The sequence below is a fragment of the Oleiphilus sp. HI0067 genome (assembly GCF_001635735.1).
Genome location: NZ_LWFI01000003.1, coordinates 1 through 20154 on the forward strand (window position 1 = coordinate 1; position 20154 = coordinate 20154).

The following is a 20154-nucleotide window of genomic DNA, read 5'->3' on the forward strand; positions in this document are numbered from 1 at the left end:
TCAGTGAGAAGGGGGGAAACTCGAGTTCCTTTGCGACGACCATGATTCGCACCAAAGATGGGGAACATATGGAGTGGTCGGCGACGGGTCTAATTGGAGTGTCACTGGCACAATTTTCGTCCGCCAATGATCTCGCCTTTTCTTTTCGACGAGCCGCGTCTCGATTAGTAGAAATGGGTGGAAAGGAATGGGGGCGCGAATGACGGATCCGAACGTAGCTTAAATCCCGTCGAGCACGCAAGCGATCCGAGTCGCCTTTATATAAAGCTCGCTGCGTTTAGTTCTTCCTCTATATGAAACTAAAAACCGACCAAGCAGATTTGCTATGCGCTGCTCCAATAATAAATACATAACAGCTTAGCCCTGCGAGCAGGCCGACAAGGCGGTTGCGGGTTGTGTTACCCCAATGCAGTATCATCAAGCCAAATCCGATATACAACAATAACGCAATGATCTTCGCGACTAGCCAAGGCTGTTCGCTCGGCCACAATGCCCACGTTACCATCATGATTAAACCTGACAGTAGTATAAATGTGTCGATGAGGTGAGGGAGTATTCGGGTGAGCTTATGCTCGAGCAGTGCTCTTTGCTTTGATGAGAGAATGCCTCTTAGTAGAAAGCCTAATCCTGTGAGGTAGGCACAACTTACGTGAAATCGCGGTTGCTTAAATAGTACCGCAGAAATGCAAAAGTACGCTGGCGTTGCGCTGGGTGTAGATAACAGCGGGAAGACAATCTGGATTCATTAGTGCTGGAAATGCGCCAAGTTTATACGGCAAACATTGGTGGAGAGGGTAGAAAAGTCAGTGCATGCATCTGACTGGATAGGTTCACACTAAATCAACAGCGGACCAAAGGTTTATTACAAAACGCAGCAGTGCGAGCTTAGGCGTTCAATTGGATATGGATTATTTATCGTTATTGGAAAACGAGAACCCCATAAAACGAGTCAAAATAACGGAAGTTCTTGCAAGCGAAAAACTTACCATTACTTGCTTAAAAATGGTTAGCAAATGATTCAGGACGTGAAGCTGATTTTGAATAAGCTTTTTGATTAATCACCGGCTCTGAGAGAGTTGAGGTTATGTTGCTCTGTTGAAGCCTCAAAACAATCGACTTGGCCAACAATAAAACATCCGAATTATGCGCTCAAAAACGTGTATTAATTAACATTTGTAATGAAATTACAAAGAATCGGATTTACAACTCCTCACGAAACCTGTGAGATAAGATGCGTTTTTCCCAGACCTCCTTCTTATATTGTTTAAAAAATTGCTTAAAAGTTTGGTATTGAGTTTAAACGGCCCCTTGTCAATCCTAATCACTCTTTCTCGCAAAGAATATCTTGATTATTGGAGAGGGGATAATGTTTTAGTGTCTGATTTATTAAAATAAAAATTATTTTTTATAATTCGTAGCGATGCAATATTGTCTGCAGTTTATACGGAATTATGTAAGATTTTTTGTTATGCATAAGAATATGGAAGAGAAAGCCATATTCATATTTTCAGGGCCATGTCTAAGAGTATTCCCAAGGATAGTTATATACAACTTTCTCCATACAAATGATGTGTCATCAATGTTAGAGAAGTTTGAATTACGCTATCTAGCTGAAACAAATGTAAATCTTATTTATGCAAAAGGTAGAAGAGGGAGGATCCACAGATATCGTTGAACACTTTAAATCCCTGATTGAAACCAATTTCTAAGCTTTACCGATAACGTTAAAGTGTTTATTGATCTGATTAAGGTACTTTTAATAAAGTTAAACAGTATTGGAACAAAGAGTGTAAAAGAGAGCGCTTACCAGAATTAAATTCAATTTTTGAAAAATCCTAGCACGCATAAGCTGCGCAAGTAGCAAGCTACATCCGATTGTTGGACAAAGTTAAAGCAATGTCATTAATGTGGGCGTTAGTCAAACTCAGGACAACTATTACGTGTCATATAAGATAGGTTGGATTAAAAACGGAGTTTTAGTCGAGTTTGTAGGTGAGACTTCGATAGAAGATATAGATGAGGCGAATCAAAAGCTTTACGAAGACGAGCGCTTGTATTCTTGTTTGTTTGTTGTTTTTAACTTTGATTCAGCAGACCTCTCAAAAGTCACATTAGAACAAGTAAGGATTACGGTCGAAAGTGATAGAAATATCTCTTTAGAGTTCCCTGATCCAATACTTGTTATTACCTCCAATCATCCAATTACAGATGCCCTGATCTTCTACTATCAGTTAACCGCAGAGTCGTTTGATGTAAAGTGGGATATAAAAAGATTTGGTAGTGTAAAAGATGCATTGCGATGGTGTTATGAATTGGCCTAACAAGGTCAGCTAGCATGCCATCTTTCCGTTTTCTTGGTATTTATATTGATAGGTCATTGTAGTTATTTGATCTTACATATGATCCTACGCTAGGTGTTAAGGATGTATTCTTGCAACTTGTTGGTAAGTTTTTTGATGCTAACTTAATCCAAACAAATCAATTATCGAAAAACTAGAAGTAACATAAACTCATTCTTTGAATGGATAAGCGTCTATAATTTTGATCGCTTTATTTCGCACTGGACGTTTGTACTAGGCAATGACTATATTCTTGTAGAGTTAAAACCCTTGAACTCTGTAATTCGGGTTATATAAACCATGATGACACTAATTTTTTTTATTTTGTTTGCTGCAATATTAGCTATATTCTTCGATAAGAAAGCACTGGGAAATGGGCTTTTTGGAGTTGCCTTAATAATCAGTTTATATTGGTTAAATTACCACGCTACAGACCCGCTTTCGATTCTGTTGTGAGGAATCAATTACAATGAACCGTAATCACATTATTGTTTTAAATATATTTGCTTTATTGGGCCTGAATATTGTCTTAATAGTGGGATTGGCGCTTCAGATATTGCTTAATGAGTTGCCTTGCCCTTTATGCTTACTTCAACGTATTGGCTTTGTAATGGTTATGTTTGGATTTATGCTAAATGTAAGGCACGGGATTGAGCAACGTCATTACGGTGTCATTCTTTTGGGAGCTATATTTGGTGCGGCGGCGGCACTTCGACAGATGGCCTTACATGTTATTCCTGACACTCCCGCTTATGGCAGTCCTATCTTTGGCATGCATTATTATACTTGGGCTTTTGTTTTGTTTAGCGCGACCGTACTCGGAGTCGCTATATTGCTAATTTTATGGAAAGAGGAATGGCAGTCAAAAACATATGAAATTACGATCTGTGGTCGTTGGGTATGTTTGCTCACTATTGCAACTGTGGGCGTGAATCTCCTATCAACTTTTGTAGAGTGTGGTCCATTTGAATGTCCGGCAAATCCAGTACGCTATTGGTTATTCAATTAGTCTCCAATCCAACGATTTAATTCTCTGTGGCATCTGATTTATCCACACTAACTGAATGTCGAAAAAATCGTAATTTATTCAATATATTTGCTGACTGTTATATTCGGAGATTATTTTAATTGCAATCCATTGCATTGCGACAGCAAATAGGAAAATAGAGATTTTCAATGGGTACTGCATTCGGTTTCTCATGCCCTGTCGTGCATTTTATTTCACTTCTGCCGTTATCACCAAATCTAAGCGAGAAATATGAATAATGATTCAAAAGGGATGTTATACGGTCTGATTGGTATTCTCTCATTTGGTTTGACATTGCCTGTCACGCGCTACGTAATAGAGTATTTTTCTCCGATGTTCATAGGCCTCGGTAGAGCTACCGTGGCTGGTATTTTTGCGGCATTATTACTCATCATAACGAGGCAATCTGTCCCTTCAAAAGAACAGCTATACAAATTAATTATTGTTGCACTGGGCGTAGTCGTCGGTTTTCCTGTTCTTTCATCCGTTGCAATGCAAACTGTTCCTGCGTCACATGGAGGGGTTGTACTAGCAATACTACCTTTAGCAACTGCTATTGTTGGAGTCGTGATATCCAATGAAAAACCATCATTTGGATTTTGGGTTACAAGTGTTTTAGGAAGCATGCTAGTCGTTATTTATTCAGTACTTAATGGCGCTAATGCTCTTCATTGGGGTGATATTGCGCTATTTTTCGCCGTATTGAGTGCAGCTATTGGCTATTCTGTCGGAGGGTTATTGTCGAAAGAAATCGGTGGCTGGAGAGTTATATGCTGGGCACTTGTCATATCTACACCGTTCATTTCTATATTTGCACTTTATCATTTCCCGCCAGAATGGAGCTCGGTACCAATAAATATTTGGCTGGGCTTTCTTTATCTTGCACTAGTTAGCCAGTTAATTGGTTTTTTCTTTTGGAACAGAGGATTAGCCATTGGAGGAGTTGTGAGAGTTAGTCAAACACAATTATTACAGCCCTTTGTCACCATTATTGCATCTGCTTTACTTCTTGATGAAATTCTTAAGCTTGAAACTGTAATATTTGCATTGTTAATAGTGATCCTCGTGGCGATAGGAAAGAAACAACCGATATCTGTAGTAGACTAGCTAATTAGTTAAGCTGATTTGAGAGTAAGAATGATCTCCCATGTGTAGGAAAAGTTATGATGCGTGATTATCTCCGTTATTTTTGGAAAGGTCCTAGGAAAGCGGGGTGATTATACTTCACGTGTAATTTGACTATGTGTTATGGATATTAGAAAGAGACCATATTTTTGTCGTAAATCATCAGTATTGTACGGATGTCCCTAAGGATTTCGAAGTGACTAATACTTATCAGACTTTTAATTGACGGACTTTGTTTAGAGATATCAATCAATGACTCAAATAGATAGAAAAGATTTCGCGAAGAAAACACTTCTTGGTGGGGTGGTTATTCTATTACCAGTTGCTCTTTTGGTGATGGGCTTTAGATGGTTGTTCCAATTAGTAACGGATCTTATTAAGCCGCTCGCGAATCTAATCATCAATGTAGTAGGTATGCCAGAAATTTTTGCAGATATTCTAGTCTTAACAGGCATGGCTGGTTTGTGCTTTGTAACTGGGTGGCTGGTGACAACAGCTGGCGGTTCATGGTTCCATACGAAATTTGATACCCATTTAGCTCGCTACGCTCCAGGTTATCGTATCATGAAAGATATCGTAGGCCAGTTTTTTGGTGATGTCAGTAAATCCCCATTTGCTAAAGGAGAGGTTGCATTGGTCAAGCTTTTTGGAGACTGCACTACCGAAGTGACGGCACTTGTCACAAGTAAGCATGATGATGGACGATATACTATCTTTATGCCGACCGGTCCGAACCCTACTTCGGGAAATATTTATCATGTTAAGCAGGAACAGGTAACGCTTTATCCTGAGATTTCCGTGAGTGATGCAATGAGGACTATTATCGCGTGTGGTGCAGGCTCGGGAGAGTTAATAGCAAATACGAGTGCTGTTGGATCCAATGTAAGAACGTCGACAAAACAGGAAACCTCAAAAGGTGATAGTTCCTCCGATGATTTGGGGGATTTAATTCAAGATACGCTTTTAGATAAGCGCATTAAACTCTGCTTGCTTAAACACGGTATTGAAACTTTGAATGACTTGCGCCAACTAAGTGAGGATGAGCTGAAAAATATAAAAGGCCTAGGGCCAAAGCGTTTGGAACTAGTGAAGACTTATTTGAATGCAGTGTCTACAGAAACAAAACGTAAAAACTTTAATAAAAATGTCTGAGGTTCTCGGGGACCCTATTAATAATGTAAATGTTTGTTAGCTGACATGCAGGCCTCTCTAGTAAACGTGATCTGCTTTTAGCTTATTAAACAAAGTAAACGTGAACCATTAATTTTTGGTGTAGTCAGGATACTTAGCCTATCAATCGAGTTAGTATTTTGAATCGTCAATAATTCCATAGTTTCTTTTTAGTTCGATAAACTAGCAAATGAGAAGTATTTACGATGCGATATCGTCGCGTGCGAATGCGTGTGATTGTATGATTTTGAATATGCGCCTTCAATTTCTCAAAACTAAAAAATGACCAACTTACAGCAGCCCCAAACCATTTAGCATAACAAGGGCAATGCAAACTGGCGCTATGAAGCGAATTGCTAGGAACCATGATTTGAACCAAAATGTTAATTTCAATGCGAGTACTTCTTCGATTTCGTTTCTATGCATTCTCCAACCGATCAATACTGCGACAAGTAGTCCACCAAGAGGCAGCATATAGTTTGCTGTTGCGACATCTAAGAAGTTGAATACGTCGCCAGAAGCTGCAGAAGCTGCAGAAGCGGCCGCACCAATCCACGCAATCGCACATAGACCTGTCACAGAAACAACACGCTTCACGCCTTTGCGCTCAAACCATGCTGCAGAAGGTTCGATCAATGAAATTGAAGAACTTAGTGCTGCGAGAGTTAGCAATACGAAGAACATAAGCCCGATGAACTGACCACCAAACATTTGGCTAAATGCATTGGGTAGTGTCACGAATACAAGGCCTGGACCTGCGCTTGGCTCTAGACCATGCGCGAACACAAGTGGGAAAATCATCATGCCAGCAATAAGCGCCACTAGTGTGTCGACTAAACCGATTGTTAATGCGGTCTTGCCGATGTTGACGTCTGTGCCCATGTACGCTCCATACGCCATGATGCTACCCATACCGAGAGATAGCGTGAAGAAAGCTTGACCCATCGCGGCTAGTACAACGTCCATGGTGATTTTAGAAAAATCTACCTTCCACATGAACTTCATACCACGCGCGACATCACCGGCGAATAAGGCGTAACCAAGCAAGATTAGAAGGATAATAAACAGGGCAGGCATCATCACTTCAACCGCTTTACCAATTGACTTTGCGCCACCGACAACCAACAAACCTGTTAAAACAATAAAGATAGTGAGGTATATAAGCTGTAAGCCAAAGTTAGAGGTGAGTTCGCCAAAGTGACCGCTGATAGCCTCTGCAGGTGCATTCATGTAGCTGCGGCTCAGCGAAGCAATGATGTAATCTAAGGGCCAACCAGCGACCACGCTGTAGAACATCAAGATCATAATGCCTGCGCATAAGCCCATTGCCGGTAGTAAGAACCAGTTTTTCGATAAACCATTATGTGCTGCATGATGCTCGACTGCATCAATCGGGTTTGCTTTAGCACTTCGGCCTATAGCGATCTCTGCCATCATGATCGGCAGACCCAACAATAAAATAAACGCGAGATAGATCAGTACGAACGCGCCACCGCCGTATTCCCCAGTCATGTAAGGGAATTTCTAAATATTACCTAAACCGACGGCAAAACCTGTTGCTGCAAAAATGAACGTGAGTTTTGAGGGCCACGTAACGGTAGGGCTAGCAAACATAATCGTCCTTCTTTCGAGGTCTTTTAAACGCGAAAATAATAGTCTTGCTTGAGCGAAATTAAAGCCCGCATTGGTAAATAATAGAAAAAGCTTATTTTTTGATCAGATGCGTTATAAGCGCCTGAGCTCGTTAGGCTTTTTTTACATATTGTGCGGTCACCATCATTTCACCGGCGCCATCTACACGGCAGTCTAACTGATGGTCTTTTCCATCTTTGATACGCCAAATGAGGGCCTTGGTTCCTACTTTTAATATTTGAGAGCTGCCTTTCACTTTTAGATCTTTAACCAAAGTCACTTTGTCGCCTTCGGCTAATAGCGTTCCATTAGCGTCTTTCACTTTTAGCATGTCTTCTTCGGCTTGCTCGGCAGGGTTCCACTCGTATCCACACTCTGGGCAAATGAGTAGGTCTCGGTCTTGATAGACATATTCAGAGTTGCAACTAGGACAGGGCAGCAGTGACATGATTACTTAAATCTTCGATTGGGCGATAGGGTTGGGAGAATAGCGCAATCTATCGGGGCTTCCTAATATTAAGCGGATTCATAGTTTTCAGTAATAAAGCGAGGTGTGCAGATTGCCATAAAGATTAAGTCTTCTTCGCCAATGTTTGTGATGCGTTGTCGATCCATAGGGGGGATGCTGGCAGTATGACCTTGGCTGACTTCTCTTGGTCGGTTGTCACCAATCTCGACCAAACCAGTTCCTGAAACAATTACATAGCGCTCAGTTGTATCTTTCAAACGATGCCATGTGGTAGCAACGCCTGCCTAAACGCGAGCCTGAGTAATAGACACAACTGGGTCTTCAGGATTATTTGATAATTTTGTGATGTAACAGCATTCGGCTTCGAACAGGGGTTCTTGGGGTATATAGGGAGCTTATTGGTTTTTGTTCTGATTAAAGCATTGCACCAATCGCTACCCCAATAAATAGGGTCGCAGAGACGAAATCTAATCGGCGCTGGTTTTTAGGATTCGTGAATAACCCCGATACAGATTTCGCCGCTAGGCCATAGCTTAATTTGCATAAGCAATCAGCTATAAACCACGATCCGACGATCACGGTAAGTTGAACGAGCAAGCTTTTTTGAGGATCAACAAACTGAGGCAGTAGGGCGATAAAAAACAAGATGTCTTTCGGATTACTAATCCCCATTAAAAATGCTTGATGAAACAGTGGCATTTTTTTATCCGGATGACTTATTTGATGAGAAGTTTGATGGGATGCTTGATTTGTTTCTGTTGTTGGCTCGCTTATTTCGCTGGAAGGTTGAATCAGTTGAATTCCTAAGTACAGCAAATAGGCTGCACCGGCGTAACGGATGATATTGAACAATAACTCTGAGCTGACAACGATCGCACCTAGGCCTGATGCTGAAATAATTAGCAATACGCTTGAGGCCAAGCTGCCACCGAAGAGCACTGGTGTAGAAGCACGAATGCCTTGTTTAAGCGTGCTGTTTACCATTAATAACGATAAAGGGCCCGGTATCGCGATGACGATGATGATCGCGGTGAAGTAGAGGAGCCAAGTTTCAATTTGCATTCGATACCCGTTTTCTGTTGGTGTCATGCCGGACGTGATCCGGTATCTTTCAGCCTTACAGGCTGGTTTAATTTAGTACTACTTATCTTGTTTTTATGTTCTTTCTTGCTCGCACAAGAAAGAACCAAAGAAGTGCGTACCTGCTCTTCGGCCCTTCGGGTTCATTCGTAACTTGGTTAAAAATGGCGCTGCGGAACTTATCCGCTTCGCGGATTTCGGACAGTCTTCGCTGTATCCATTTTTAACTTGCAGTTACTCATCCTTCGAGAAGGCAATTTTGCTTCGATAAAGTTGGTGATTACACCAATTTCCTTTCGCGACTCACCTAGTCAGAAAGGGTAGTGTAGGCTTCGATTAAGCTTTACGAATACTCCTAGCTTTATCGGAGTAGCCTCTTTCCCCATCTCGAAGGGCGAAAACTCGCTAGTTCAAATCGGATTAAGCGAGGACTATTTGAGCGTAGCGAGTTCCGCAGCGCCGATTTGAACAAGAGTTTAAGCGTAGCCGAAGACCCTGAGAGTTTGGGTCGCCTTTAGATTCCAAAGACCTTTGGCGATGCAAAGGTCTTTGGGCGCGGTCGGCCGCCGCCGGCAGGATAAATGGAAATAAATCTGTCATGCCGCGAGCCAACGCATAGCCCTTAACTCGACCTTTAGGTCGAAACCTGAAATCGCATCCTGTGGCAAAGCCACAAAAACAAAAAAAGGGGCCAAAGGCCCCTAAAAATTATCAAGCTCAGGAGTTGTGCTTAATAAGGAGTCGTTAATAGCAAATGCTATTTAGAAGCCATCCAATCGATGATTTGCTGACGTTCTTCGTCAGTCATCTGAGTCATGTTGCCAAGGGGCATGTAACCCGTTTGGGTAACTTCAATAAGTTTCTGTTTCATTGCAACAACCGTGTCGATGCTTTCTAGCTCAACGCCTGCTGGTGCGCCCGCTGCTTCAAAACCTGGTTGTGTTGGTTGCGCTGCGTGGCAGGTTGCACAACGTGCCGCCATGATATTCATTGCTTGCTCGTCGCTGATCACAGTTGCGTTCTCTGATGGAGCAACCACTTTTTGTGTGTGCGCCATAACGCCAGCAAGTGCTACAAGCATGACCGCTGCAATCACTAGGATCACAGGCTTGAACTCGCCACGGTGACGCAAGTTAAAGAAGTGACGTGCGAAACCAGTGATAAAGATTATTGCTGCCAATACTGCCCAGCCGTACTCGTGCGAGTAAGTCATTGGGTAGTGGTTGCTGATCATGATGAAGATCAACGGTAGCGTTAAGTAGTTGTTGTGCGTGGAACGCAACTTCGCAAATGCACCGTACTTAGGATCAGGCGCTTCACCACGTTGTACCGCTTCAACAAGCGCACGCTGTGAAGGCATGATGCCGAAGAATACGTTACCCGCCATGATAGAACCGATCAGCGCACCTACGTGGATGTATGCACCACGATCTGAGAATAGTTGGTCTGCAACCCAAGCCGAGAAAGCTAGGAAGGCAAATAGTACAAGACCAAACGCACCGTCTTTATAACGAAGAGGCGTTTTAACAAGAATCTCGTAAACTGCAAAACCGATAGCGATGAAGCTCATACCAAGGCCAATTGCTTCCCACTGGCTAAGTTCAAGCTTGCTGTTGTCGATTAAGAAGCTCTCTGCACCAACGTAGTATACAATCCATAGCATCACCATACCGGTTAACCATGTTGTATAGGCTTCCCACTTGAACCAGTGAAGGTTCCTAGGCATCGCTTCTGGCCCAAGCTTGTACTTGGCAACTTCATAGAAACCACCACCGTGGATTGCCCAAAGGTCACCACCGATGCCTTTGTCTTTTTTCCACTGCGGCGGATTTTCAAGGCTGTTATCAAGCCATACGAAATAGAACGACGCGCCAATCCACGCGACACCCGCGATGACATGGAACCATCGGAAGAATAGGTTTAACCACTCTAGGAAATAAGCTTCCATTGTAAATATCCCTTATTGTTTCTCGTGGGCAAGTTCGCCCGCGACATAAGTTGCTTTAACTGAGCGGTCGTCGCCCAAAATGATCATTGCGAACAGCTTCTCGAAGAGTGTTTTACACTTCGACTGCTTCAAACTCATCAATGGTGTTGAATCGTAATCAAGTACCGCAAAGTCAGCTTCGCGATCTGCCTGGAATGAACCAATCTTGTCGTCTAGTTGAAGTGATTTTGCGTTGCCTAAGGTCGCCAAGTACAAGCTCTTAAGTGGGCTTAATTTTTGACCTTGTAGCTGACAGATTTTGTAAGCTTCGTTCAAAGTTTGAAGCATAGAGAAGCTTGTGCCACCACCAACATCTGTTGCAACGGAGTAGCTCACTTTCTCTTTTTCAAGCTTTTCTACATCTAGCAAGCCACTACCTAGGAATAGGTTAGAAGTGGGGCAGAAGCTCACGCTTGCGCCTGTTTCGCGAAGACGTTCGTGCTCGCGAGGCTCAAGGTGAATACCATGAGCAAACACTGAGCGAGGGCCTAGCAAACCGTACTGGTCGTAAACGTCTAAATAGTCTTTGGTTTCAGGGAAAAGCTCACGAACGAAAGCGACTTCGTCTTTGTTTTCACTGATGTGTGTTTGCATGAACGTGGTTGGGTGCTCTGCCATTAACTGGCCAGCTTTTTCCAATTGCTCATGCGTAGAGGTGATCGCAAAACGCGGTGTGATCGCGTAAAGCTGACGGCCTTTCTCGTGCCATGCTTCGATCAACTCTTTGCTGTCTTGGTAAGAGCTTTCTGGTGTGTCGGTGAGGAACTCTGGCGCGTTGCGATCCATCATTACCTTACCGCAGATCATACGCGTATTGCGTTGCTCTGATGCTTCAAAGAAAGCTTCAACACTTTGCTTGTGCACCGTACCGAATACAAGCGCTGTTGTAGTACCGCACTTCAATAGCTCGTCTAAGAAGAAGTTAGCGATTTTAGACGCATATTTTTTGTCTTCAAATTGACGTTCAGCAGGGAAGGTGTAGTTATTCAACCAGTCTAATAGCTGTTCGCCATACGATGCGATCACTTCAACCTGAGGGAAGTGAATGTGTGTGTCGATCATACCTGGAATGATAAGTTTGCCAGAATAATCAACGACATCCGCATTGTCGTATTTGCCAGTAAGTGCTGAAGCTTCGCCAGTTTCTAGCACTTTACCGTCTTGAATTACGAGTGCGCCATCTTCAAAGTACTCATAAGCTTTCTCGCCGTCGACATCAGGGTCTGACAAGAAATGGAGAATAGATGCGCGATAAAGTTTGATACTCATAGTTTAATCTTTACAGCTATAGTGAAATTTCGATTTTTACGTCGTCGTCAAGGTAGATTTCTTCACAGTTGTGGCCATCACCAGAACGGTCTACAACAAGAAAATCACAGACTTTGTATAGGCCAAGCACAGGGTGATGCCAAGTGTTCTTTCTGTAGTTCACACCTTGGTCTTTGGTTGCTAAGAACAGGTGTAAATTTTCCGGCTTCAAGTCTTCAACCGGATCGCCTACCAATACCAAGTAGTCTTCGCCAGAAAGTGGCTGAAATGATTGAGATCCAAATGGGTGGCGCTCCATCATCTTGATTGGCATTGGCAGCGCACGTGGTTGTGCACGGAAAATATTAATGATCACTTTGTCATCAGCAGGGTTCTCAACTTCAGTCGTAACCAAGTTATGAAAACGCTCTGTGTTGCCATCATTGATCATGATTGGCTTGTTGCCATCGCACTGAACCACTTCACCGAAAGGCGCAAATGCCTCAGCTGTAAGTGGCTTAGGTGTGAGTTTGTAAGTCGCCATGCGCTTAGCTGCCTCGGTACGTAGAGATGCCGTAAGCAGAAACTAGAAGTGGCACGTGGTAGTGCTCTTCAGGCTTCTCGATACGGAAGTCAAAGTTTACGCTTGGGTAGAAACAGGTTTTGCCTTGCTTCTCGAAGTAGCTATCCGTATCGAAAACGATGCGGTAGATGCCTTTTTCACGGTCTTGGCCTTCGAGCCAATCAGTGATGCGGCCATCGCTGTTAGTCACTCCAGAGGCGATCTTTGTCCACTCGCCGTCTACTTGCTTGAAAAGCTCAACTGCGATGTCTGCTGCTGGGCCGCCTAGGTTAGTATCTAGTACATGCGTTGTAATAGGACTTGCCATGGTAAGTTTTCCTACTTTCGTAAATTCTCGTTTGCTTTATAGAAGGCACCATATGCTTTGTTAAAACTGTACTCGCTCTGTCACGTACTTGCGTGTACGCTCCCTTTCTGCGCGCAGTTTTGCCTTGCCTATGGCGCTCCTATTTCAGCACCGTAACCTTGGGTGACAGTGCTTCTTTCAACTTGTTTAATGCTTTCTATCGCAGCACCGAAACTATCTCAGGACAGTGCTTAATTCCTTCGTCGTTCCCGCGCAGGCGAGAACATATCTGTCTAACTTTCGAACTATGCGCTTGGAAGCAACTTATCAATACGAATTGCGGTGATTAGTGCTTGCTGACCCGCTGCATTCTGAAGCTCAGTCTCACGGTCGTTCGGTAGACGTTGCTGAAGAAGTTCGTTCATTTCAGCGGCGCTTTTACCGGTTGCACAGACGATGAAGATAAAGCCAAACTTTTCTTCGTAGTCGGTGTTACCTTGCGCAAGCGCTTCAATCGTCGCGTCATCTGCTTCGTTTACTGAAGACTGTTCACCTGAAGCAAGCTTCTTGGTGTGCGCGTACTTTTCACGAAGACTAGTCACGTCACCAATTTTTGGGTGGCCTTCGAAGGCTTCCAAAAAGTCTGCTTCGCCCATGTTTGCCCAAACGTCTTTCGCCGCTTGATGACACGCTTCGATCGATGCGAAAGGACGTGCTTCAACCATGCCTGCTACCCAGCGTGAGCTGGTGCAGCAGTTTGTGAATGCGAAAGTTGCGTCTTCTGCGTTCAACGCGTTTAGTGCGTCGATTGTGTAAGTTAAATCTGCCATGTTCGTATCAGTCCCTTACTTCGCTTCTGGGTAGCCCCAGAGACGTAAGCGACTGATGCCACCATCTGGGTACATTTTGATGCGAATGTGCGTGAAGTTTGTTTCAGTGTTTTGAACTTCTGCAGTGAAGGTGTGCTCACGGTCTGCGTGAAGCACTGTGCGCGGCATGATTTCAGTCCACTCGATTTGGCTCGCTTCTTTACGACCAGCCGTCAATGCGTCTTGATGTGCATCTTGCTCAAGCATGTCAACGTCAGCAGATTGTTCTGCAGTCAGTACAGCGCCTTCTAGTGAGAAACCGTTAGGGTAGTTGCCTTTAAAGTGGCAAGTGTCTACCAAGATCTTGTTGATGCTGCCTTTTGTCGCAAGCTGAAGAACCAACCAGTCATTGTTGCGATCAACAGTCTCATCGCCAACAGTACGACGACGCTTAGTTTCCCAACCGTCACCCATGTTTACGCCACGCTCTGGCATCACAAGGTTTTGCATGTGGCTGAAGAACATGTCTGAACATACAAGAGGGCGTGCGCCATTTTTGATGTATGCAAGGTCTACTGGCTCGTTTGGTAGGAAGTGTGCAGGATCAACAACGACGTCACCGTATACACGCAAACGTGCAACACCACCGTCTGGATACATGTTGAAGCGAACGTGTGTCCAAACTTGCTCTGAAGATTGGTCAGCTACTTCGATAAGGTTTTCGCTACCTGGCTCAACCGCAGTTTTTGGGATGATTTCAACCCATTCAGTGCTGTCGGTAGGCTCGCCAACGATGATTGCAGCTTCAAGAGAAACGTGTTGTGGCGCGTTACCTAAAAAGTGGTTTGTGTCAGCGTTGATCGCTTTGATCACGCCTTGTGCACCTAGCTTGATGATACACCAGTCGTACATCAAGCCATCGTCTGATGATCCATCAGGAAGGAAACGACGACGGCGAGATTCCCAGCCGTCCATCCACTTACCACGATCTGTAAATTTGTCGTCGATAAATACGCCACGGCCTGGCTTAAGCAGGTTTTCCATTTCTGCGAAAAAGTCGTTACTGCAAGATAGCGTTTGACCGCCAAGACGACGCGAAGCAAGGTCGGTGTAACGTAATTCGAAACGGTTCATTTGCGTATGTGGAAGCATGTTCGTTGTTTCTCTCTATAAATAGGTGCTAGTCAATGTTTGTTGAAGTTGATTCGTCTGCACTTGGCGCATTGTTCTCAGTAGGCAGAGAATCAAGCTTCAAGCGATAACCTTGTTCTTGGTTATCTACCTCACCACCAAGCTCTTGCTTGATGTCTTTCCATGCGAGGCCGCGTCTTACTTCAGTTTGTTTGTCGCTGTTTTGGATGGCGATCAGCTCACCCGCAATCGAAACTGCGACTTCCATTGGCAACTTGCCCGGTACTTCTGCAAGTCCAACAGGGGATTTAATGGTCGCGATTTGCTTTTCGCTATAACCGCGATGCGCTAGGCGTTTTACAAAACGCTCAGCTTTTGTATCTGAACCAATCAAACCAATATGGCGCAATTGGCCGTGATCAAGCGCTGCCATACTTAGTTCGAAATCTAAAGCGTGGTTATGCGTCAAAATCAGAATGTCGGAGCCTGCTGGCAAGCTCGCGATTTCATATTGAGGTTCTTCGCTGACAATTTTGGTGACATTGGCAGGCATGGTTTCTGGAAATAGCTCTGGACGAGGGTCAATCCAAGAAACACGACAAGGCAGGGCGCCAAGAATTTTAATCAACTCTTTTGCGACATGACCTGCGCCAAATAAACCAATATGAAAACGGCATGCGCCAAAGGTCTCAATGAGCACTGTTGCGCTACCACCGCAGCACTGGCCTAAAGAAGCACCAAGCGGAAAGTGGTGAATTTGTTGACTGTCTTCATTGGCTGTTAACAGTTCACGCGCTTTGTTGGTCACCACAAATTCTAAGTGGCCACCACCAATGGTGTCGTAGGTACTGTCAGCTGTAATCACCATCTTGCTGCTGTTATCACGTGGCGTAGAGCCCGTGCAGCCAAGAATAGTCACCAAAGCATAAGCGCTGCCAGAATCCTGACATCGCTTTGCTGCATCGAACCATGTTTGTGAGCGCATATGAGTTACCTAAAGTTCCTTTGTCCTAATGTCGTATTAGGAGTTCGCTATGTGCTTGCGAGTTTCGTTCACCGCATTCAATACACACTCAGGCGTTGCTGGTGCGTTCATTGGCGGGCTGAACTTGTATTCCGCCATGCTTGAAACGGCATCGCGTAGTGCTGACCACGCTGAAATACCCAACATGAACGGAGGCTCACCCACAGCTTTCGAGCGGTAGATAGTCTCTTCTTTGTTTGGAAGTTGTTCCATAAGCTTCACGCGGAAGTCGATTGGTGTATCGCCAACTGCTGGAATCTTGTAGGTCGCTGGGCCGTTTGAAAGTAGGCGGCCGTTGTCGCTCCATACGAGATCTTCCGTGGTCAACCAACCCATGCCTTGAATGTAAGCACCTTCGATCTGACCGATGTCGATCGCAGGGTTAAGTGACGCACCAACGTCTTGTAGGATATCTACGCGTGTGACTTTGTATTCGCCGGTTAGGGTGTCCACAATCACTTCTGACACAGATGCGCCGTTTGCGAAGTAGTAGAACGGACGACCTTTACCTGTGTTGCGATCGTAGTGGATCTTAGGCGTTTGGTAGTGACCGCTTGAGAACAGTGGTACACGCGCCATGTAAGCGTTTTGCGTGAATTCCGCAAATGGTGTCCACACTTCTTCTCCGTCTGCTTTTACTGCAACAACGTGGTTGCTTTCAAAGCGAATCTTGTCTTCGCTTGTACCGTGAAGTTCAGCTGCGTACTTGATCATGCCGGCTTTGATGCGCAAACAAGCGTCGCGTGCTGCCATGCCGTTCAAGTCAGAACCTGAAGATGCAGCCGTTGGAGACGTGTTAGAGACTTTGTCAGTACGTGTTGCTGTGACCTGAATAGTGTCTAGGTCGACTTGGAATTCGTTGGCAACAACTTGTGCAACTTTCACGTACAAGCCTTGGCCCATTTCCGTCCCGCCGTGGTTTACTTGGATCGAACCGTCTGTGTAGACGTGAACCAATGCACCGGCTTGGTTAAGGAACTGAACAGTAAACGAAATACCGAATTTAACAGGAGTCAGCGCCAAGCCTTTTTTCAAGAACGCAGAGTTTGCGTTGAATTGCTTGATCTCTTCGCGGCGCTTCCAGTACTCAGAGCTTTCTTCAAGCTGAGAGATCAATTCTGGAAGTACTTCTTGCTCAACCGTTTGGCCGTAGTGTGTTTCGTTACGTGGGTCGATGCTGCCATCTTCCAAGCGCATTGAATCGTGCTTCACGCCGTAAAGGTTGCGCTTACGAATGGTAAGCGGGTCTTCGCCAAGGTGACGCGCAATGTCGTCCATCATTAGCTCAGCCGTGATCACACCCTGTGGGCCACCGAAACCACGGTAAGCGGTCGCAGATACAGTGTGTGTTTTACAACGGTAACCAGTAATGGTTGCATTGTTTAAGTAGTAGGCGTTGTCGCTGTGGAACATCGCTCGGTCAACGATCGCGTCTGACAAATCAGGCGAGTTACCACATTGGCCTGCCACATTAATAACGGCACCTTGAATAAGGCCTTGTTCGTTGAAACCAACTTTATAATCGTTTTGGAAAGCGTGACGCTTACCCGTCATGATCATGTCATCGCCACGAGACATACGGTATTTCACCGGACGCTTAGTGTGGTGCGCTAGCAATGATGCGATACATGCAAGTGGTGCTGCTTGGGTTTCTTTACCACCGAAGCCACCACCCATGCGGCGTACTTCAACGTTTACTTTGTTGATGCTGATATCAAGCACTTCTGCAACGAGCTTTTGTACTTCAGTCGGGTGCTGGCTAGATGTAAAGACATCCATACCGCCGTCTTCTGTCGGTACAACTGTTGAGATCTGACCTTCTAAGTAGAAGTGCTCTTGGCCTTTTACGTAGAAGTCGGCAGAAATAACATGCTCTGAATCAGAAAGTGCTTTGTCTGCATCACCACGTTGGTGTGAGTGCGTAGGGCGAACGAAGAACTGATCCTTCATTGCTTTATCAACAGTAAGTGTTGGCTCAAGTTCTTTGTATTGAATCTGAGCCAAACCAACAGCCGCTTTCGCTTGTTCGTGTGTTTCAGCCGCAATCGCAAAAATAGGTTGGCCGATGTATTCACACTCGCTTTCAACTAATACTGGATCGCCCGGGAAAACTGGGCCAATGTCTGTATGACCCGGAACATCTTTCACTGTAATAACTTTTACAACACCGGGTGCTTTTTCAACAGCGCTTAAATCCATTGATTTGATAAACGCGTGTGCGTATTGGCTACCACCGACCGCTACGTGCAGCGTGTTTGGCAGTTCTGGCATATCGTCAACATATACGGCAGTACCGGCAACTTGTTTCGCCGCACTTTCGTGCTTCATACTTTCGCCAGTTTTACCCTTTGCAGGACGCATGCGTTTGTTATCTTCTACATCAATCAACTTACGCATTGTTATTCTCCTGCGGGTCGTACGTGTTTACTACATCTTTCGCAGAAAGTGTGGTGGTAAAGATTTGCTCTACACGGCTAACGCTTTCTGGGTTAAGAATCTCTAATGCTGCTTTCTCAAGAAGACCTTGTGTTACCTGAATACGGTAACCTGCCGTTGCACGTACATCGCTGAATGGCTGGAAGTCTTCAGAGGCTTTTTCTCCTGCTTTGCGGAAGGTTTCAACCGTCATTGGTTGGTTGATCAATGCTGCTTCAATTGCTGCACCCGCTTTAGGGATGGCAGCCATGCCACCAAAGCCTGTGCGTACAGCCGTAATTTGGCCACCTTGTACTTTTACTTTGATCGCAAGAAGCACTGCTGAAATATCGTCTTCGATACGCTTAGAGATTTTGTACACTTTCAAGTGCTCACACGCTTCGCGGCGTGGAATACGGATCGCGCGGATGTATTCGCCAGTCTGAAGAAGTGTTTTCTTGTAGTCCAAGTAGAAAGTGTCTAAAGGAATCCAGCGATTGCCATTTGCACCCGCGATTTCGATATCTGCATTTAATGCAATTAATACTGGTGGCGCGTCACCGATTGGTGATGCGTTTGCGATGTTGCCGCCCATGGTTCCGTTGTTACGAACTTGGCGTGCTGCGAAACGCTCTAGTAGCTGAGCGAACTCAGGGAAGTGCGCTTCTAATACTTTTTCGCAATCAGTCAGAGATGCTGCACCACCGATGGTGATGTAGTTAGCGTCTTCACTAATTGTTTTCAAGCTATCGATTTGATTGATTGCAACAAGCTTATTAATGCGACGATTCATTTGCGTCACTTCAAGTGCTAGATCGGTTGCACCGGCAACGATTCGTGCATCAGGATGGTGCGCAAGAATCTCTTTAAGCTCTGATTCGGTGCGAGCACTCCAAGATTGACCTTCTTCATTGGAGGTTTCACCTTTGTTTGAAGGTGATGTGCTAGAAGGTGTCCAAATTTCTGCTTTCACTTTGCCTGGGTATGATTTCATTGACTTCGCTGCGTCAATAATTGGCTTGTAGCCAGTGCAGCGGCAAAGGTTGCCAGAAAGTGCGTCGTAAATTTCGTGAAGTGTAAAAGTCTTATCTGAAGGTGTGTTTTCAAATAAAGCGGTTAAAGACATGATGATGCCAGGAGTACAGAAGCCGCATTGTGATCCATGCTTATCTACCATTGCTTGCTGCGCAGGGTGAAGCTCTGAACCATTAGCTAATGCTTCAACAGTAATAAGGCTTTTTCCGTCAATCTGTGCGAGGAAAGTGATGCATGAGTTGATCGCACGGTAATGCCATTCACCATTGTGCATTTCACCCGCTAGTACTGAACATGCCCCACAGTCACCAGAGCCGCAGCCCTCTTTAGTGCCAGTTAAGGATTGGCGTGTTCTCAGATAGCGAAGAACGGTCATATCAGGCTGGATGTTATGTTCGCTAACTTCCTGACCATTTAAGAAAAAAGTAATCACGTCTTTACCTCAAGTTGCTGTAATGCGAGTAAGACTCGCGCAGCAATAGTTTTAGTTCGTTTGACGCCGTTCGCAAATAATACATATTTGTGAAATCAATAAAGGCGTTTTATGCATAAGTTTCACGAGTGTACATTAAAAAACTGACCGAATGGTAAGTGAAATTTGTAAATTCGTTATTTTTTTTGGCTAAATCCCGAACTAATCAACACTTTGAAGCTGTGATATGGATCAATCAAGTCTCAAAATTGAATCTATATAATTACAAATATAACCAAATGGTCAGCTAATTTTCTGAATTTTATCGAATCTCTTATATCTTTTGTTTATAGATGTTATGCGTTGATTTTGGTTTTTATGT

19 protein-coding genes and 1 pseudogene are annotated in these 20154 nt (G+C 44.5%); 6 read left to right on the top strand and 14 right to left on the bottom strand.

Annotated elements, in window-relative coordinates:
- On the top strand, positions 1 to 203 hold a 203-nt coding region (locus A3739_RS30600), incomplete at its 5' end, for a hypothetical protein (RefSeq protein ID WP_231876961.1).
- Between the two features lie 86 nt (positions 204 to 289).
- Here the strand turns inward: A3739_RS30600 and A3739_RS00235 are convergent.
- Positions 290 to 742, bottom strand: a complete 453-nt coding sequence (locus A3739_RS00235; RefSeq protein WP_082878192.1) for a SirB2 family protein — start codon at positions 740 to 742, stop codon at positions 290 to 292.
- 1198 nt (positions 743 to 1940) lie between these two features.
- On the opposite strand from A3739_RS00235, the gene A3739_RS00240 reads away from it, so the two are divergent.
- The 5 genes from A3739_RS00240 to A3739_RS00255 all read left to right on the top strand — a co-directional run bounded on the left by A3739_RS00240 (position 1941) and on the right by A3739_RS00255 (position 5643).
- Positions 1941 to 2321 carry a hypothetical protein gene (locus tag A3739_RS00240; RefSeq protein ID WP_156493128.1) on the top strand — a complete coding sequence of 127 codons (381 nt, stop codon included), beginning with the start codon at positions 1941 to 1943 and terminating at the stop codon, positions 2319 to 2321.
- 321 nt (positions 2322 to 2642) lie between these two features.
- Complete coding sequence (locus tag A3739_RS31290; protein ID WP_369821067.1) at positions 2643 to 2795, top strand: DUF5993 family protein; 153 nt, start codon at positions 2643 to 2645, stop codon at positions 2793 to 2795.
- 13 nt (positions 2796 to 2808) lie between these two features.
- A complete protein-coding gene (locus A3739_RS00245; RefSeq protein ID WP_068478163.1) occupies positions 2809 to 3348 on the top strand; it encodes a disulfide bond formation protein B in 540 nt (179 codons plus the stop codon).
- A gap of 249 nt (positions 3349 to 3597) precedes the next feature.
- Positions 3598 to 4473: a DMT family transporter gene (locus A3739_RS00250; RefSeq protein ID WP_068478164.1), complete on the top strand. Its 876-nt coding sequence runs from the start codon at positions 3598 to 3600 to the stop codon at positions 4471 to 4473.
- 270 nt (positions 4474 to 4743) lie between these two features.
- Positions 4744 to 5643: a DUF502 domain-containing protein gene (locus tag A3739_RS00255; RefSeq protein WP_068478165.1), complete on the top strand. Its 900-nt coding sequence runs from the start codon at positions 4744 to 4746 to the stop codon at positions 5641 to 5643.
- A 309-nt stretch (positions 5644 to 5952) separates the two neighbouring features.
- Here A3739_RS00255 and A3739_RS00260 read toward each other — a convergent pair whose 3' ends face one another.
- From A3739_RS00260 to xdhA, 13 genes and pseudogenes are all read right to left on the bottom strand, one after another.
- Positions 5953 to 7173 (bottom strand): sodium-dependent transporter, encoded by a 1221-nt coding sequence (locus tag A3739_RS00260; protein ID WP_082878193.1) that lies wholly within the window; start codon positions 7171 to 7173, stop codon positions 5953 to 5955.
- Between the two features lie 232 nt (positions 7174 to 7405).
- Complete coding sequence (locus A3739_RS00265; protein WP_068478166.1) at positions 7406 to 7741, bottom strand: zinc ribbon domain-containing protein YjdM; 336 nt, start codon at positions 7739 to 7741, stop codon at positions 7406 to 7408.
- Between the two features lie 68 nt (positions 7742 to 7809).
- A pseudogene (locus A3739_RS29040) lies at positions 7810 to 8025 on the bottom strand (cupin domain-containing protein); the annotation flags it as partial.
- Positions 8026 to 8176: 151 nt separating this feature from the next.
- Positions 8177 to 8851, bottom strand: coding sequence for a LysE family translocator (locus tag A3739_RS00275; protein ID WP_082878194.1), 675 nt, complete (start codon positions 8849 to 8851; stop codon positions 8177 to 8179).
- Positions 8852 to 9599: 748 nt separating this feature from the next.
- Positions 9600 to 10790 carry a urate hydroxylase PuuD gene (locus A3739_RS00280; RefSeq protein WP_068478170.1) on the bottom strand — a complete coding sequence of 397 codons (1191 nt, stop codon included), beginning with the start codon at positions 10788 to 10790 and terminating at the stop codon, positions 9600 to 9602.
- 12 nt (positions 10791 to 10802) lie between these two features.
- Complete coding sequence (gene guaD / locus A3739_RS00285) at positions 10803 to 12098, bottom strand: guanine deaminase (RefSeq protein ID WP_068478171.1); 1296 nt, start codon at positions 12096 to 12098, stop codon at positions 10803 to 10805.
- A 16-nt stretch (positions 12099 to 12114) separates the two neighbouring features.
- Positions 12115 to 12621 (bottom strand): ureidoglycolate lyase, encoded by a 507-nt coding sequence (locus A3739_RS00290; RefSeq protein WP_068478172.1) that lies wholly within the window; start codon positions 12619 to 12621, stop codon positions 12115 to 12117.
- A 4-nt stretch (positions 12622 to 12625) separates the two neighbouring features.
- Positions 12626 to 12967, bottom strand: a complete 342-nt coding sequence (gene uraH, locus A3739_RS00295) for a hydroxyisourate hydrolase (protein WP_068478173.1) — start codon at positions 12965 to 12967, stop codon at positions 12626 to 12628.
- Positions 12968 to 13251: 284 nt separating this feature from the next.
- Positions 13252 to 13776, bottom strand: a complete 525-nt coding sequence (uraD, locus tag A3739_RS00300) for a 2-oxo-4-hydroxy-4-carboxy-5-ureidoimidazoline decarboxylase (RefSeq protein WP_068478174.1) — start codon at positions 13774 to 13776, stop codon at positions 13252 to 13254.
- A 15-nt stretch (positions 13777 to 13791) separates the two neighbouring features.
- Positions 13792 to 14907, bottom strand: coding sequence for an allantoicase (gene alc / locus A3739_RS00305; RefSeq protein WP_068478176.1), 1116 nt, complete (start codon positions 14905 to 14907; stop codon positions 13792 to 13794).
- A 28-nt stretch (positions 14908 to 14935) separates the two neighbouring features.
- Entirely contained in the window at positions 14936 to 15871 is a 936-nt protein-coding gene (gene xdhC / locus A3739_RS00310) for a xanthine dehydrogenase accessory protein XdhC (RefSeq protein WP_068478178.1), read from the bottom strand.
- Positions 15872 to 15907: 36 nt separating this feature from the next.
- Positions 15908 to 18307 carry a xanthine dehydrogenase molybdopterin binding subunit gene (gene xdhB, locus A3739_RS00315; protein ID WP_068478180.1) on the bottom strand — a complete coding sequence of 800 codons (2400 nt, stop codon included), beginning with the start codon at positions 18305 to 18307 and terminating at the stop codon, positions 15908 to 15910.
- On the bottom strand, positions 18300 to 19793 hold the full coding sequence (gene xdhA / locus A3739_RS00320) for a xanthine dehydrogenase small subunit (RefSeq protein WP_068478185.1): 1494 nt from the start codon (positions 19791 to 19793) through the stop codon (positions 18300 to 18302). The genes xdhB and xdhA overlap by 8 nt, the downstream gene beginning before the upstream one ends.
- Between the last annotated feature and the right edge of the window lie 361 nt (positions 19794 to 20154).

Excerpts from the sequence above, each read along its gene's own strand:
- A3739_RS31290 (WP_369821067.1), top strand. The coding sequence starts at position 2,643 with ATGACACTAATTTTTTTTATTTTGTTTGCTGCAATATTAGCTATATTC.
- A3739_RS00245 (WP_068478163.1), top strand. The coding sequence starts at position 2,809 with ATGAACCGTAATCACATTATTGTTTTAAATATATTTGCTTTATTGGGC.
- A3739_RS00250 (WP_068478164.1), top strand. The coding sequence starts at position 3,598 with ATGAATAATGATTCAAAAGGGATGTTATACGGTCTGATTGGTATTCTC.
- A3739_RS00255 (WP_068478165.1), top strand. The coding sequence starts at position 4,744 with ATGACTCAAATAGATAGAAAAGATTTCGCGAAGAAAACACTTCTTGGT.
- A3739_RS00260 (WP_082878193.1), bottom strand. The coding sequence starts at position 7,173 with ATGACTGGGGAATACGGCGGTGGCGCGTTCGTACTGATCTATCTCGCG.
- A3739_RS00265 (WP_068478166.1), bottom strand. The coding sequence starts at position 7,741 with ATGTCACTGCTGCCCTGTCCTAGTTGCAACTCTGAATATGTCTATCAA.
- A3739_RS00275 (WP_082878194.1), bottom strand. The coding sequence starts at position 8,851 with ATGACACCAACAGAAAACGGGTATCGAATGCAAATTGAAACTTGGCTC.
- A3739_RS00280 (WP_068478170.1), bottom strand. The coding sequence starts at position 10,790 with ATGGAAGCTTATTTCCTAGAGTGGTTAAACCTATTCTTCCGATGGTTC.
- guaD (WP_068478171.1), bottom strand. The coding sequence starts at position 12,098 with ATGAGTATCAAACTTTATCGCGCATCTATTCTCCATTTCTTGTCAGAC.
- A3739_RS00290 (WP_068478172.1), bottom strand. The coding sequence starts at position 12,621 with ATGGCGACTTACAAACTCACACCTAAGCCACTTACAGCTGAGGCATTT.
- uraH (WP_068478173.1), bottom strand. The coding sequence starts at position 12,967 with ATGGCAAGTCCTATTACAACGCATGTACTAGATACTAACCTAGGCGGC.
- uraD (WP_068478174.1), bottom strand. The coding sequence starts at position 13,776 with ATGGCAGATTTAACTTACACAATCGACGCACTAAACGCGTTGAACGCA.
- alc (WP_068478176.1), bottom strand. The coding sequence starts at position 14,907 with ATGCTTCCACATACGCAAATGAACCGTTTCGAATTACGTTACACCGAC.
- xdhC (WP_068478178.1), bottom strand. The coding sequence starts at position 15,871 with ATGCGCTCACAAACATGGTTCGATGCAGCAAAGCGATGTCAGGATTCT.
- xdhB (WP_068478180.1), bottom strand. The coding sequence starts at position 18,307 with ATGCGTAAGTTGATTGATGTAGAAGATAACAAACGCATGCGTCCTGCA.